This is a genomic window from Chryseobacterium sp. W4I1, assembly GCF_030816115.1.
Taxonomy (GTDB): domain Bacteria; phylum Bacteroidota; class Bacteroidia; order Flavobacteriales; family Weeksellaceae; genus Chryseobacterium.
The window spans coordinates 3,802,512-3,816,323 of sequence record NZ_JAUSXQ010000001.1; the positions used below are offsets into that span (position 1 = coordinate 3,802,512).

Genomic DNA, 13,812 nt, shown 5'->3' on the forward strand with positions numbered 1-13,812 from the left:
ATGAAAAAAGCACTTTTATCAGCCGCATGCTTAGGATCGGTTACCGCTTTTGCACAGGTTAAAGACAGCCTGCAGGCCAATAATGTAGACGAAGTAGTGATGACGGCTTCCAGAAAAAAAGAAAGTATTAAAGAAATACCGAGCTCAATCACTGTTGTTGCCGAAAAGCAGATACAGTCTCAGCTTACCGTAAATTCAGACATCACAAGTATTCTTCAATATACTGTTCCCAGCTTAGGAACGAATTCCGGACAGACCTCCAATACCGGGCAAACTTTAAGAGGACGCCAGGTTTTAGTATTGATTGATGGAATTCCACAATCTACACCGCTAAGAAATGGTGCCAGAGATATAAGATCGATCGATCCTTCAGTGATCGAAAGAATTGAAGTCATCAAAGGAGCATCCTCCATCTACGGAAACGGTGCAGACGGAGGAATCATCAATTATATCACAAGAAGAAGTAAATCTGACAAAACAATTTCCGGACTTACCCAGGTTGGCCTTACAGGTCAGGAGTATGGCGGAACTCTAGGTATAAGAGCCAGCCAGCTTTTATCCGGCAAAATAAATAAATTCGATTATGTATTTTCCCTTGCCTATGAAAGGACAGGCTACATGAAAGATGCAGACGGAGTCAACCTTACCCCAACCTATAGCACGGCCAAAATGGATAATTACAACGGCATGCTTAAACTAGGGTATAATATCGACAATAACCAGAGAATTGAAGCCTCATACATCGGATATTCCTCCAGGTCTGACCTCAGCTTAGGACTGGTAACCGGAAAATACGGGATCAAGCCAACCATTGGCGAAGGAGTTGGAAAAAATCTTGAAACTACTCCTCAGGGAACGCCCAAAAACCATAATTTCAGGATCAATTATGATAATCAAAATCTTTTCTGGGGAACAACTTCACTGAATTTCAACGCCTACATGCAGGATTTCAAGACTGTTTACGGCTATAGTGATACCTTTTTCGGTGGAGGACAGTCTAATGTGATTTCCAAAAAATACGGCGCAAGATTCAACTTCGATACAAAGCTTTGGAACGCTCAAAATTCACAGGCTGAAGTAATGTACGGAATGGATATCCTTAATGACCAAACCGTTCAGAAGCTTGAGGACGGCCGTTACTGGACACCGGATATGAATATGACCAACCTTGCTCCTTTTGTCTTGGTTAAAATTGATCTATTAAAAAAAATAACCATTAAAGGTGGTCTCCGTTATGAAAACATGAGTGTAAAAGTTGGAGATTTCAACACCCTTTCCTCTATTAAAAGTGACGGAACTTTCACAAACAGTATTTTCGTTACCGGTGGAAAGTTAAAATACAATGCTTTGGTGGCCAATTTGGGTATACGTTACAATATCGAACCTTTCATTAACCTATTCGGAAGCTTCTCACAGTCCTACTCTATCAATGAATTGGGACGAATTCTGAGAACGTCCACTCAGGGAACCATTCAAAATCTTGAAACCAAGCCGATCATTGTAAACAATTATGAATTCGGCGCGACCGGACAGATCGCAAAATGGGTAAATTATGAAATCACTTCTTATGTAAGTACTTCAAAACTGGGTGCATCTTTTGTACAGAGCCCAGACAGAGCATTAACAATACAGAGATCTCCGGAAATCGTTTACGGAGTGGAAGGTTTCCTGCATTTCACGCCTGTAAAATGGATCAATTTCGGAGGAAGCTATAGCTGGATGGAAGGAATTACCTCAATAAAAGATGACGGAGACTATTCATCAAAGATCAACAACAGCAGAATTTCTGTCCCAAAAGTACTTGCTTACGTTCAGATAAAACCTATACAAACCCTGTCCATCGGTTTTGACATGCTGCATGCGTTTGAGCAGGATAGATTCCAGCCTAATGCAAAAACAGGTCTTTTTGCCTATGGAGAAGGATACGTTCCGGATTATACCGTTTTTAATTTTAAATCAAGCTACGAAATCAATAAAAGCTGGAGAGTTTCCGCAGGTGTTGAAAATGTATTCAACAAAATGTACCAGCCCGCCATTGCATGGTGGTCTGCCCGGGACAGCGAATTCGTGAATTCATTAGGGAGAAGAGGCACATTGATGCTTGAATATAAATTTTAATTAATCTAAATAAAAAGTAAAATATATCTTTGTACAACTTTTTTAACCAGCGATATGAAGAAAAAACATCATCATAAAAAAAAACCGGGCTTTTTCAAAAAATGGTCTGCCAAACTGCATCTGTGGTTGGGCCTTGGCATCGGATTTTTAATCTTCATTATTTCTATTACGGGAGCGCTCTATGTTTTTAAAGACGAAATAGAAAACCTTACCCGGAAAGAAGTCATCTACCACAACGAACAGAATATAGCACAGAAGCAGGTTCTCCCTATCCGAATGATGGAAAAGATCGTTGTAGAGCAAGTAAAAGAAAAATATCCCGTTCACTGGGTGAACATCCCAATTGATAAAAAAATGTCTTATATCTTTTACTGGTATGAGCATAATACGGATGCCTGGAATTATTTTGATGAGTTCCCGGTCTACAAAGCAGCTTATGTAAATCCTTATACCGGAAAAGTCCTCAGAATATATGATGAAAAGAACGGATTCTTCAATATTGTAAAGATGATCCACTGGAGCTTTTTGCTGAAGCAGGACTGGGGAACTTATGTAGTGGGAATCCCTGTTATCATATTTGTTATCATGCTTATCACCGGAATTGTTCTCTGGTGGCCTAAAAACAAAGCAGCCAGAAAGCAGCGTTTTTCTTTTAAATGGAAGAACATCAAAAGCTGGAAAAGAAAGAATTATGACCTTCACAATGTGCTCGGTTTCTATTCCTCCATTTTTGCTCTTATTTTCGCCATTACAGGACTTTTCTATGCTTTTTTCGTAGTACAGGCTATGATCTACATGGTATTCTCCGGAGGAGAAACAAAATACCCTGATTTTTCCCACATTAAAACCAAGGCGCCCATAGAATTGCGAACTGAAGGAACACTGGATAAAATCATTAATACTGTACAGCAGAAATACCCTGATGCATTCGGTTTTGCTATTGACCTTGGCCATGAACATATGGATGACCATGAACATCCGAACTTTGAAGTTTATGTAAAGCATCTTTCCTACTCTTATCACAAGAGCAGCAGCCTGATCTTTGATGAAAACTCCGGGGAATTACTTCATACCCATGATCCCAAGGATAAAAACTTTGGCGAAAAAACAGTGAATGCCAATTATGATATCCATGTAGGTTCTATTTTGGGTCTTCCTACAAAGATCATTGCATTCATTGTCAGTCTTATATGTGCATCGCTGCCGGTAACCGGATTTCTGGTTTGGTGGGGAAGAAGGAAAAAGAAAAAACCAGTAACAGCCTAAAACTTTTTTAAATAAATATTTCGTTAATAATCCATTAATACAATCTTTTTTATAATTTTAACCCTTTAGAATTTATAAACAGGAAATGTCATTAATAGATTTATCAAAACAAGTTGCTCTAGGAATTGATATCGGCGGAACGAATACAAAGTTCGGAGTAGTAAACCATCGTGGTGAAGTTCTGGAAAAAGGAAGTCTGAGAACTGATGAGTACGAAAAAGTAGAAGATTTTATCGATGCTTTGTATGAACAGGTTCAGCCCCTGATCGAAAAATATGGTACAGAAAAAAACTTTGACGGAATAGGAGTAGGCGCTCCTAACGCCAACTATTATAAAGGAACCATCGAACAGGCTCCTAACTTACCATGGAAGGGAATGATCCCTTTCAGCGAGCTGATGAAAGCTAAATTCAGCATGCCATGTACCATTACCAATGATGCTAATGCAGCAGCACTTGGAGAAATGCTTTTCGGAGCAGCCCGTGGCATGAAAGATTTCATTATGATCACTCTGGGAACCGGAGTAGGAAGCGGGATCATTTCTAACGGAAGCTTAATCTATGGACATGATGGTTTCGCAGGGGAACTGGGCCATACCATTGTAAAACCGGGCGGAAGAAAGCACTGGAGCACTGGATCTGAAGGTAGCCTGGAAGCTTATGCATCTGCTACAGGAATTGCAATCACTGCAAAAAAGATGAGAGCCGAATTTCCTGAATCTATGCTGAACCAATACCCTGAAGAAGCTATCAATTCTAAAACAGTACATGAATGTGCTTTGAAAGGAGACCCTATCGCAATGGAAGTTTTCAGATATACCGGGCAGAAACTGGGTGAAGCTTTAGCGAATTTCGTGATGTTTTCTTCGCCGGAAGCTATTTTATTATTCGGAGGTGTTATCAAGGCCGGTGAATTTATTTTAAAGCCTGCAAAGCTTCACATGGAAAGAAACCTTCTTCCGATCTTCAGAAATAAAGTAAAATTGGTTTTCAGTGAACTGGACGAAGCAGATGCTGCCATTCTTGGAGCCAGTGCTTTAGTTTGGGAAAAATAATTGAAAGCTATTTTAAATATACGCAGCATCCTTTTTAAGGGTGCTTTTTTGTTTGTTAATTGGGAATGTTTATATTGAAAATTACCACAGATTACGCTGATTTACACAGATGTTTATTTTGATTTCTTTTAGCATTCGCGTTGAAATCTAACCATAGATTACGTAGAGCAGCAAAGGTGATTGCGCTTTCCTTATCTGTATTTATTCATAAAAAGATCAGATGCTATTTTGAATACATTGTAGCGTTATTTGTGATATCTATTTGTGTGATTCGTGTGTATAAATGGAAAAGTTTTTCCTATTTTTGATTAGCTGTTTTCACTCATTTCCATCGCGGATAGGAGTAAAACCGGACCAATATAATAATCAATTTACAATGGATAATAATAATTTAGAACAGATCACTTTCGGAGGCGGATGCTTCTGGTGCGTGGAAAGCTGTTTCAATATGCTTAAAGGAGTACAGTCAGCAATATCAGGTTATTCAGGAGGTCACAAAGACAATCCTACGTATGAAGAGGTCTGCACAGGAGAAACCGGACATGCGGAAGTGGTACAGATCACTTTCGACCCTAAGATCATTTCTTATGCGCAGCTAATGGATGTATTCTTTTTCCTTCACGATCCAACCCAACTGAACAGACAAGGAAACGATATCGGCACTCAATACCGTTCTGTAATCTACTATAAAGACGATGCTGAAAAAGCTAAAGCAGAAGAAGCCCTGAAAATATCTGAAGCCTCAGGTAAATGGCCGGGAAAATATGTCACTGAAGTAACCCAATTTGAGAAGTTCTGGCCGGCAGAACAGTACCATCAAGGTTATTACAATGTAAATCCAAATCAACCTTACTGCAGCGCCGTAGTAGGTCCGAAAATCCAGAAGTTTAAAAAGCAATATGGAGAATTGGGAATGCTGAATGAGGCTTAAAAAATATAAAAGCGAATATCTAGTAGATGTTCGCTTTTTTTTGTGTCTAAATTATTCCTCAACCTCTACCGAGTCTTTTGACTTTCCTGCGTATTTATAAATAATCGTAGAAGTTGATTTTCTCAATTCCCTCCCATTCTCTGGATCTATTCCATCATCTGTAAAAAATTCAACATTTCCATAGAATTTTGAATACCAGGTTCTTCCAAGAGCATTAGCCTCTGTCAGAGTATCTTTTCTTGTGATCTTTTTAAAATGTTGAAACAAGTGCTCATTCATGGCTACAATATCAAGCCCGGGTTTAATATAACTACTGTCTGTTGCAATATATCTTTCCCCATCCCAATACATATATTTCTTTTCATCATTAGGTTTCATTCCTGATATTAAGCCTAAGGTAAACGATCCGTTATTAACTTTCTTATTATTAGAAAATACAACATTTCCAGTGACAAGGCATATCAGCAATGTAATTTCCATAATACCCAAGCCATTCTGCTTCATAAACTCAGGCATTGCAAGAATTGGCTTATTAATAATAGTGATCACAATTTTAGAAATTGCTTGTTGAATACTATACTCCACCGTTCTCCACTCAGAACAGTAATCTTTAAATGTATCGTATCCTATATATCGGCTTAGATTATCTAAAACTGTTCTTTTTATATTGTAGTCTTCATCTTGTTCTACTATTGCTTTATAATAATTTTCAAAAGATTTGTAACTCAGCGGTTCAAAATCATCTTTTAAAATTCGTTCAAGATGTAAGAGTATTCCACTAAATGATGTTTCTGTAGCTTCAGTTGAAGCTTTTTCGTAGACATCTTCTAACAATTTCTTTTTTTCAGATAAAAATTTTGACATACTCATGGTTATTATGGTGAAAATTAAGAAGTTTCAAGTCAAAATAAATACGGTTTCCCGTATATCCCACTGAGAAAAACTTTCCAAAAACTTTCCAAAAACATTCTAACCCTTGCCTTTTCTTTCGTCGTTACTTTGCCATAGAAATCAGTGAGAAACAAAACATTACAAAAACAAAAATACGAAACTGATTTCAAAAAACACCAGATAAAACGGAGGAAAACTCCGGGTTGGGAAGCAGATGTTTCTCCTCCGTTTTTGAAGGTTACTTCCCAAAAATTTAAGAAGCGCTTCGAAATTTTTACACGTGTAACACTGCTTACGATCTGTTTCGTGAGGAAGAACACTAATGCCAAATTTTAAATTTTTTAAAACAATGTTAGAATTAATATTGATGCTACTGGGATTAGCATTTTCAAATAATAACGCAAATACGACATCAAATAATAGTAATAATCAGGAGCAGACAACAGTTCAACTGTCAGATCCGGGAGCAGGAGTAGATCCTGGGGATACAGGAGGTGATACAGGACCTGTTCTCCCACCAAAAAAATAGAAAAATAAGACCGTTCTTTTTAGAACGGTTTTTTTATATTAGTAATATGGTACGATATCTATTATTTTTACTAATATTTCTTGTTTCTTGTAAAGAAAAAACGGAAACCAACGATCTAGTAAAGGCAGATCAGTTATATAATGAAGGGACAAACTTGCTCCTTAAAAATAATCTTGAGGCTTATTCAAAATTCCAGCAAGCACTAAATTACTATTATAAAACAAAAGATTCTTCCAACATCTCTAAGAGCTTAATATGCCAGGCAATTGCACAAAAATATACCGGTGATGTATTCGGTGCCGAAACAACTTTAGTGGATGCTCTAAATTTTATGAATGAAGGTGACGAAAGTCTTTACTCTGTATATAATACCCTGGGAGACATAAAATATGATCAAAAAGAGTACTCTTCAGCAACAGCATGGTATAATAAAGCTCTTGCGGAAAAAAATGAATCTATTGAAAAGAAATATACTATTCTTAATAATAAGGCAGCATCAGAGTACCGACAAGGCCAATACTCTTCAGCATTAAAAGCCTTACAAAGTATCGATCTATTAAAAATAAAAGATCTCAATCTCCAAAATAGAATTAAAGAAAATATTGTCTATACTCGATGGCTTCAGGATAAAAATTATCCAGCTCATATAGAATTCAAAAAATTATTAGCACAAAAATTACAGCAAAACGACAACTGGGGTGCAAATTCAAGTTATTCTCATTTAGCCGAGATATATCAGCAAGACAACCCAGATATTTCATTGTTTTATGCAAAACAAATGCTTGGTACAGCAGAAAAAATAAAAAGCCCTGAAGATCGCCTGGAAGCCATTGAAAGAATTTCTTTTGTTGACAAACCCTCTAACGCTATCTCCAATTTTATACACTATAAAACACTTTCGGACAGTATTCAAAATTACAAAAATGCTAACAGAAACCGTTTTGCATATATTAAATACGACAGCGAGAAGAAGGAAACAGAAAACCAACGGTTAAAAGTTGATCAGACTCAGAAGGAAAATCAGCTGATTCGTCAGCAAGCAGCTTTGGCAGTCGCCATAATTGCTATAATCATCATCATTATTTTGTACCGAAGAAGACAGGCCAGGCTTAAACAGGAAAATGAACTCAAATTAAAGAATGACCAGCTAAGAATTTCAAAAAGAGTCCACGACGTTGTAGCTAACGGTATCTACCAGGTCATGACCAAAATAGAAAATCAGGAACATTTTGATAAAGAAAATGCCCTTGATGAGCTGGAATTTGTTTACGAAAAGTCCAGAGATATTTCCTACGAAAAATCTGATACGGAACACGATAAAAAGGAACATAAAGAGAGAATATCCAACCTTATAGCCTCTTTTAAAAATGAAGCGATCGACACCTATATAGTAGGGAACGAAAATGAAATATGGAACGGAATTTCTCAGTCATCCTTTGAAGATATCTATCAGGTCATCCGTGAGCTGCTCGTTAATATGAAAAAGCACAGCCAGGCTTCACGGGTTATTTTTAAATTTGAAAGGATAAATAATGTAGTCAATATCCAATATACAGACAATGGAATTGGAATTCCGGGTGATATGATCTACAAAAACGGGCTGACAAATACGGGAACCCGTATTGTTGCTATCCGTGGAGAAATTATTTTTGACAATAAATCCGAAAAAGGACTGAAAATTAATATTTCATTTCCTGTTTCTTAAAAAGACCTAAAAGAATGTTCAAAAAAATTTTAATTGCCGAAGACCAAGAAATGGGTAGTCTATCTGTCCAAAAAACATTAGAAGAGCTCAACATTCCTAATGTTGATTATGTATATTATTGTGATGATGCTTTAGCAAAAGTTAAAAAATCTATCCGGGAAAACGATCCTTACGACTTACTCATCACTGATCTTTCATATGAAGAAGACCACCACCTACAGAATATTAAAGATGGAAAAGAACTGATTGAAGAGGTAAGAGACCTACAACCATCACTAAAAGTCATTGTTTTTTCCGGAGAACGTAAATCCGGAATCATAGACTCTCTTTTTAATGAATGCAAGATCAACGGCTTTGTACGTAAAGCCAGAAATGATTCCAAAGAATTGAAAAAAGCGATTGCGGCCGTTTACGTTAATGAAACCTATCTTTCCCTTGACCTTAAACAGGAAGTAAAAAAGCTCAATAGCTATGAGTTTACAACCTATGATATTACGCTTGTTTCTCTTCTTTCTCAAGGAGTACTGCAAAAAAATATTCCAACTTATCTGCAGGCCAACAATATTAGGCCCAACAGTCTGAGCAGCGTGGAAAAAAGACTGAACAGTTTAAAAGAAAATCTCAACGTAGCAAGCAATGAGCAGTTGGTTGCGTTCTGCAAAGATTTGGGAATTATTTAATCTTGTTTTATAGTCCCCTATATAACCTTTCAAATTTTTTGAAAGGTTTTTATATTTACGGGAATCCGTAAGGAAAACTATCGCCAGCCCGATATTTTTGTCTGTATCAAATTCAAAACTCAGGCAATGGCAAAAATAATTTTCCAAAACGAAACACTGACCGGCACATCCGATATCAGATCCGCTTCCACTAAAATTTTAAGTGACAGGGATATTCTAAAAAAGCGTTCAGAGAAATATCTCAGCTTAATTAAGACAATGGATACGGAACTTCTTATTGAAACAAGGGGGAAGGAAGATATGATGGCAAAAATTCATGAGGAATTTGGGTCAGCTCAGCTCGCTGATCTTCCCGTAGGAATTTTGGCTAAATGCTATCTAGGGCATCCTCATGAAGTTCACACCTTAGATTTAAGTGCCGGACAGATCATTAAGCATTATACAATAGGAGAACCCCTTCCCGAACATTTTGAAAAAGCAAGAACCCTTGCCAAACACAACGCTTATCTTTTTGTAGAAGTATATAAAGATAAACTCATCCTCATCCGTGAAGACGGAACAGCAGCCAAACTATAATCCTGAAAAATCAGTACAATGTCACAAAAAGTAATTTCATATGCAGACCTTTCAAGGATCAACAGTGCCTTGAACTCGCTCAAAACAGATATGCGGGAAGTCAATATAGAATTGGGAGGCCTCAATACAAAGCATGACCACCTGAAAAGCGATTTATTACAGCTTACCCTTTCATTCTCTGATTTTGTAGAATCGGATATAAAACATAAAGCACTGCAACTCGCTGAAACGCGACAAGGAAACCTGAAACAGGACCTTCAGATAAAGTTCGGATATTATGCAGAAGTACGTAGAATGGCCACCGGAATCCTCCAAGGCGTAGACACCGGAATTATAGGCGATGATACATTACGCCATACAACCGAGGAGGTTATGATAAAAGCCCCTAATTATTGGTTGGCTCCGGCTTTAATCGTACTTGCCTCTTGGATTCGCGATGACAAAAACACCGCTGAAAAAGCTTTGACCGAGAGCCTGAAAAGAGACGATTACAAAACAACTCTTTTTCTTATGCTTGTCATGAGAAGATTAGGAAGAAATGATGCTTGCTTCCAATGGATGAACAGGTATTTTCTTCATCAGAATCCACATAACCTGGACAGAGAGTTTATCATTATTCTGGAAGCCATCACAACCGGAGCTTTTCAGCCCGCTTCCCATCAGTTGATGATTACCAACGTTAAAAGCTGGATCGACCAACTTACTCAAACAGATAACTACATTGATAAACAGAAAGTTCAATGGATCCACTTCTTTGAAACAAAAGGCTCCTTATCCACGGAAAAATACCCGTTACTTGAAGAATTTGCAACGAATTGGGATAATCTGAAAACTTCTGTTACCCAGGCAAGATCGCACCATGCTCTAAATATACACTTTAAAAATATTTTCGAAACCACAACAGATTATTCTAAAGCTACCAAGATTCAGCTGGATGAAATTCTTTCCCTATTGGTGACTAATTTTGATGATGAAGAACTTCCATTGCAAAATGAAGTCAGGCTAAATCAGCTCATCATTCAGAAAGATGGAGATAAAAAAGCAGCACAGTCTTTAATGGATGATGAGAAATACATTTTTGAAGAAAAAGTAGATTTCCTTCAGATGTTGACGAATGCAGCATTCGATCCGGAATTAACTGGTGCTACAAAAGTTACACAGGCACTTGCTGTTTCCATTAGTCAGCCTTGGATTGTAGAAGCGCATGATACTTTTACTGCAAGATACAGAAATGATATCGAGAAAAATGTTGAGTTGATTATCGATGGCTTTAAGACCTCAACCCCCGATGGAAGTGACGAAACGGAACAATTACAAAAGCACGACCGGTATTGGACTGATTTTCTTGAAAATGAATTAAAAAAACTGGCATTTCCATTCGCTTTAATTTTCTTCGGGATTATAGTTTCTGCCGTTAGTTTAATCATTTTTAAGTTCGGAATTATAGGAATAATTGGCGCATTGATTGGCGGGTTGATTATTTGGAATTCAATTAATAGTCATAAAAAAGCAAAGAAAAAAACTATAGAAACCATCATGGAAAGAAAGAACAAGTCTAAAGAAGTATTAAGAGGATGCATTGCCGAAACAGTAGATTATAGAAAGGAACTTGCCCAGGAAGATGCAAAAGCTGAAATTTTAAGACAGACTTTAATGTCGATCACGCCCGAAGATTTTTCAAGTACATCCAGAGATACAAGAACCATTTTACAACCTTCTTAATAATTACAGTATGGACAATATTAAAAACGATTCCGAAGAGAATAATAAACCCGAACAGCAGCCAAGGCCGAATTTGTTCCAGGGAAGGACCGAAGGGGAAAAAGAAAAAGCAAAATTTCCGGCCTGGGATATTACCCCACCTCATCAGTTTATCAATCCAAGAATAAAAAAACAATAATGAAATCACCTGTTACTTACGCTGATTGGGCAGATCTTTTTGAGCGTTACGGGAAGGGTGAAGATGTACTGGAGGAAATGAGTTCCGGACATTTTCATCTTGACGCCGGAACAGCTGAGCGTTTCTATGCAAAAGCCGAAGAAGCCTATAAGACCCGGAAAAAAATATGGTTGGACCAATATCAGAGGAACTTTAATCTTCAGCACATTAAAACCATCGAAGAATTGGAATTTGTGCTTCATAATAATAAAAAAACACTAGCCGTTTTGGCAAAATTTGCCCATTCAAAAAGCCTACCCAGTGAACTGAGAAAGAATTTTTCGAATGATTTTACAGGTTTTGTAAATGATTTTAAAAAAAATTTAAAAGATAATACTCCAAAAGACAACAAGGAAAGAGAGAAAATGCTGATAGTAATCAATTCATTCAGCTTCTGCGAATTCCAACATAATCAATCTGCTGAAGAGATTCCTAATCCCAATCCTTCAGCAAGAAGAAAATTTATTTTTTAACTATGGCAAACAAAGAAGAGTTTAAAAATTCTTTATCCAGAATGTTCCGGGCAAGAATTCCTTTTATTTCAATCCGGAGTATAGAAAGATCGAGAGTTTTAGAAATAATACAGCAGTTGTCGGAGGAAATTAATATTCCGATATACATCCATAGCCTATCACACGGAACCATGGATATTAAAACAAGAAAAACAGTCAACGATGACCGTTCCGTTGCCGGCGGAATCGATTTTGCCGTTCAGAATATTTCGCAAAGACAGAACGTTACGTTTATTTTCACAGAGGTAAGTGATATTGAGGATGATAATATTGTATCAAGACATATCTATGATTGCGTAGTCCAGGCTATTGAAAAAGGCGGAAGCATCTGCATCATTTCTACAAAAAGCGTATGGTCACAGTTGCAGCGTTTGGGAATGACACTTACCCTGGACCCTCCTAACGAAGAAGAAATGCTAACTGTTGTCAAGGATTGTGTAATACCCTACAAAGGTTCTATTCCTATTGACTGGGATGAAAATGACTTGAAAATGGCTGCAACCATTTTAGCTAATATGACCAAAATAGAAGCTGAAAATGTTTTGGCAACCCAAATGGCAAAAGGTTCTCTTACAAAAGACGATATCAAATGCCTGAGCATGGAAAAAGATAAGCTTTTCAGCGATATTTCCGGGCTTGAAAAGGTAAAAGTGGATCCATCTTTAATATCCGTAGGAGGGCTTAGCGGATTACACCAATGGATTGATAATCAGAAACAACTGTTAACTGCAGATTTAAGATCAAGGAAACTTCGTCCGCCGAGAGGTGTATTATTGGTGGGGGTTCCGGGCTGTGGGAAATCTTTGTCTGCAAAATTCATCGCAGCTACATGGAACCTTCCATTGTACCGATTAGACTTTGCATCCATTCAGGGAATGTATGTGGGACAGTCTGAGAACAGATTAAAAGAGGCATTTGAATCAGCAGATAATGCAGCGCCCTGCATTTTATGGATTGATGAAATTGAAAAAGGATTAGCTGCCAGTGCCAACGATTCATCAGGAGTGACCACAAGAATGATTGGCCAGTTTCTCTTCTGGTTGCAGGAAAGCACCGAAAAAGTTTTTGTGGTAGCAACAGCCAATGATGTGACAAAACTACCTCCGGAACTGCTTAGAAAAGGCAGGTTCGATGAACTTTTCTTTGTAGACCTCCCACAGGATCAGGAAAGAGCAGATATTATCAATCTTTATATTAAAAAGAATCTTTTACCACCACCTTCTTCTTCAACTTTTGAAAAGCTGGTAGCCATTTCAGCAGGTTTCGCAGGATCGGATCTGGAAGGAGCCGTAAGAGATGTCGCTATACAGGCGGTCATCAATGGAGATTCTTTTATTACTGATGATCTTTATGAAAAGTGCTTCCAGAATATCGTTCCGTTGAGCAAAACGAGTCCTGAAAGAATTGAAGCCATCAGAAACTGGGGCAAAGAAAGGGCCCTGCCCGCTTCAGGATTGGCGTGGGATTTATCCTCGAACGATATAAGTTCTGCCAGGCGTGCCATCATCATATAAGAATAATTTTACCCCTACATGTATAAGTTCTTTGAAAGGTTTTTCATTTTACGGATTCCCGTAAGGAAAGCCTTTTTTTACATGATATTTTTGAACA

13 protein-coding genes are annotated in these 13,812 nt (G+C 37.6%); 12 read left to right on the forward strand and 1 reads right to left on the reverse strand.

Annotated features, from left to right (window positions below; genetic code table 11):
* The 4 genes from QF044_RS17650 (at position 1) to msrA (ending at position 5,369) form a co-directional block, all read left to right on the forward strand.
* On the forward strand, positions 1-2,118 hold the full coding sequence (locus QF044_RS17650; RefSeq protein ID WP_307270094.1) for a TonB-dependent receptor: 2,118 nt from the start codon (positions 1-3) through the stop codon (positions 2,116-2,118).
* Between the two features lie 54 nt (positions 2,119-2,172).
* Positions 2,173-3,384, forward strand: a complete 1,212-nt coding sequence (locus QF044_RS17655; RefSeq protein WP_307270097.1) for a PepSY domain-containing protein — start codon at positions 2,173-2,175, stop codon at positions 3,382-3,384.
* A gap of 85 nt (positions 3,385-3,469) precedes the next feature.
* Positions 3,470-4,438 carry an ROK family protein gene (locus tag QF044_RS17660; protein ID WP_307270100.1) on the forward strand — a complete coding sequence of 323 codons (969 nt, stop codon included), beginning with the start codon at positions 3,470-3,472 and terminating at the stop codon, positions 4,436-4,438.
* Positions 4,439-4,814: 376 nt separating this feature from the next.
* Positions 4,815-5,369, forward strand: a complete 555-nt coding sequence (gene msrA / locus QF044_RS17665; protein WP_307270102.1) for a peptide-methionine (S)-S-oxide reductase MsrA — start codon at positions 4,815-4,817, stop codon at positions 5,367-5,369.
* 51 nt (positions 5,370-5,420) lie between these two features.
* Here msrA and QF044_RS17670 read toward each other — a convergent pair whose 3' ends face one another.
* On the reverse strand, positions 5,421-6,233 hold the full coding sequence (locus tag QF044_RS17670; protein ID WP_307270105.1) for a hypothetical protein: 813 nt from the start codon (positions 6,231-6,233) through the stop codon (positions 5,421-5,423).
* 376 nt (positions 6,234-6,609) lie between these two features.
* Here QF044_RS17670 and QF044_RS17675 point away from each other — a divergent pair, with 376 nt between their 5' ends.
* The 8 genes from QF044_RS17675 (at position 6,610) to QF044_RS17710 (ending at position 13,715) form a co-directional block, all read left to right on the forward strand.
* Positions 6,610-6,789 carry a hypothetical protein gene (locus QF044_RS17675; protein WP_307270107.1) on the forward strand — a complete coding sequence of 60 codons (180 nt, stop codon included), beginning with the start codon at positions 6,610-6,612 and terminating at the stop codon, positions 6,787-6,789.
* 46 nt (positions 6,790-6,835) lie between these two features.
* Positions 6,836-8,494: a tetratricopeptide repeat-containing sensor histidine kinase gene (locus QF044_RS17680; RefSeq protein WP_307270109.1), complete on the forward strand. Its 1,659-nt coding sequence runs from the start codon at positions 6,836-6,838 to the stop codon at positions 8,492-8,494.
* A 14-nt stretch (positions 8,495-8,508) separates the two neighbouring features.
* Positions 8,509-9,174: a response regulator gene (locus QF044_RS17685; protein WP_307270111.1), complete on the forward strand. Its 666-nt coding sequence runs from the start codon at positions 8,509-8,511 to the stop codon at positions 9,172-9,174.
* A gap of 126 nt (positions 9,175-9,300) precedes the next feature.
* Complete coding sequence (locus QF044_RS17690) at positions 9,301-9,750, forward strand: hypothetical protein (protein WP_307270113.1); 450 nt, start codon at positions 9,301-9,303, stop codon at positions 9,748-9,750.
* A gap of 18 nt (positions 9,751-9,768) precedes the next feature.
* Positions 9,769-11,472 (forward strand): hypothetical protein, encoded by a 1,704-nt coding sequence (locus QF044_RS17695; RefSeq protein WP_307270116.1) that lies wholly within the window; start codon positions 9,769-9,771, stop codon positions 11,470-11,472.
* A 10-nt stretch (positions 11,473-11,482) separates the two neighbouring features.
* A complete protein-coding gene (locus QF044_RS17700; RefSeq protein WP_307270119.1) occupies positions 11,483-11,650 on the forward strand; it encodes a hypothetical protein in 168 nt (55 codons plus the stop codon).
* Entirely contained in the window at positions 11,650-12,162 is a 513-nt protein-coding gene (locus tag QF044_RS17705; RefSeq protein ID WP_307270120.1) for a hypothetical protein, read from the forward strand. Before QF044_RS17700 ends, QF044_RS17705 begins: the two co-directional genes overlap by 1 nt.
* A 2-nt stretch (positions 12,163-12,164) precedes the next feature.
* Positions 12,165-13,715 carry an AAA family ATPase gene (locus tag QF044_RS17710; protein WP_307270122.1) on the forward strand — a complete coding sequence of 517 codons (1,551 nt, stop codon included), beginning with the start codon at positions 12,165-12,167 and terminating at the stop codon, positions 13,713-13,715.
* Positions 13,716-13,812: the final 97 nt, after the last annotated feature.

Excerpts from the sequence above, each read along its gene's own strand:
- QF044_RS17650 (WP_307270094.1), top strand. The coding sequence starts at position 1 with ATGAAAAAAGCACTTTTATCAGCCGCATGCTTAGGATCGGTTACCGCT.
- QF044_RS17655 (WP_307270097.1), top strand. The coding sequence starts at position 2,173 with ATGAAGAAAAAACATCATCATAAAAAAAAACCGGGCTTTTTCAAAAAA.
- QF044_RS17660 (WP_307270100.1), top strand. The coding sequence starts at position 3,470 with ATGTCATTAATAGATTTATCAAAACAAGTTGCTCTAGGAATTGATATC.
- msrA (WP_307270102.1), top strand. The coding sequence starts at position 4,815 with ATGGATAATAATAATTTAGAACAGATCACTTTCGGAGGCGGATGCTTC.
- QF044_RS17670 (WP_307270105.1), bottom strand. The coding sequence starts at position 6,233 with ATGTCAAAATTTTTATCTGAAAAAAAGAAATTGTTAGAAGATGTCTAC.
- QF044_RS17675 (WP_307270107.1), top strand. The coding sequence starts at position 6,610 with ATGTTAGAATTAATATTGATGCTACTGGGATTAGCATTTTCAAATAAT.
- QF044_RS17680 (WP_307270109.1), top strand. The coding sequence starts at position 6,836 with ATGGTACGATATCTATTATTTTTACTAATATTTCTTGTTTCTTGTAAA.
- QF044_RS17685 (WP_307270111.1), top strand. The coding sequence starts at position 8,509 with ATGTTCAAAAAAATTTTAATTGCCGAAGACCAAGAAATGGGTAGTCTA.
- QF044_RS17690 (WP_307270113.1), top strand. The coding sequence starts at position 9,301 with ATGGCAAAAATAATTTTCCAAAACGAAACACTGACCGGCACATCCGAT.
- QF044_RS17695 (WP_307270116.1), top strand. The coding sequence starts at position 9,769 with ATGTCACAAAAAGTAATTTCATATGCAGACCTTTCAAGGATCAACAGT.
- QF044_RS17700 (WP_307270119.1), top strand. The coding sequence starts at position 11,483 with ATGGACAATATTAAAAACGATTCCGAAGAGAATAATAAACCCGAACAG.
- QF044_RS17705 (WP_307270120.1), top strand. The coding sequence starts at position 11,650 with ATGAAATCACCTGTTACTTACGCTGATTGGGCAGATCTTTTTGAGCGT.
- QF044_RS17710 (WP_307270122.1), top strand. The coding sequence starts at position 12,165 with ATGGCAAACAAAGAAGAGTTTAAAAATTCTTTATCCAGAATGTTCCGG.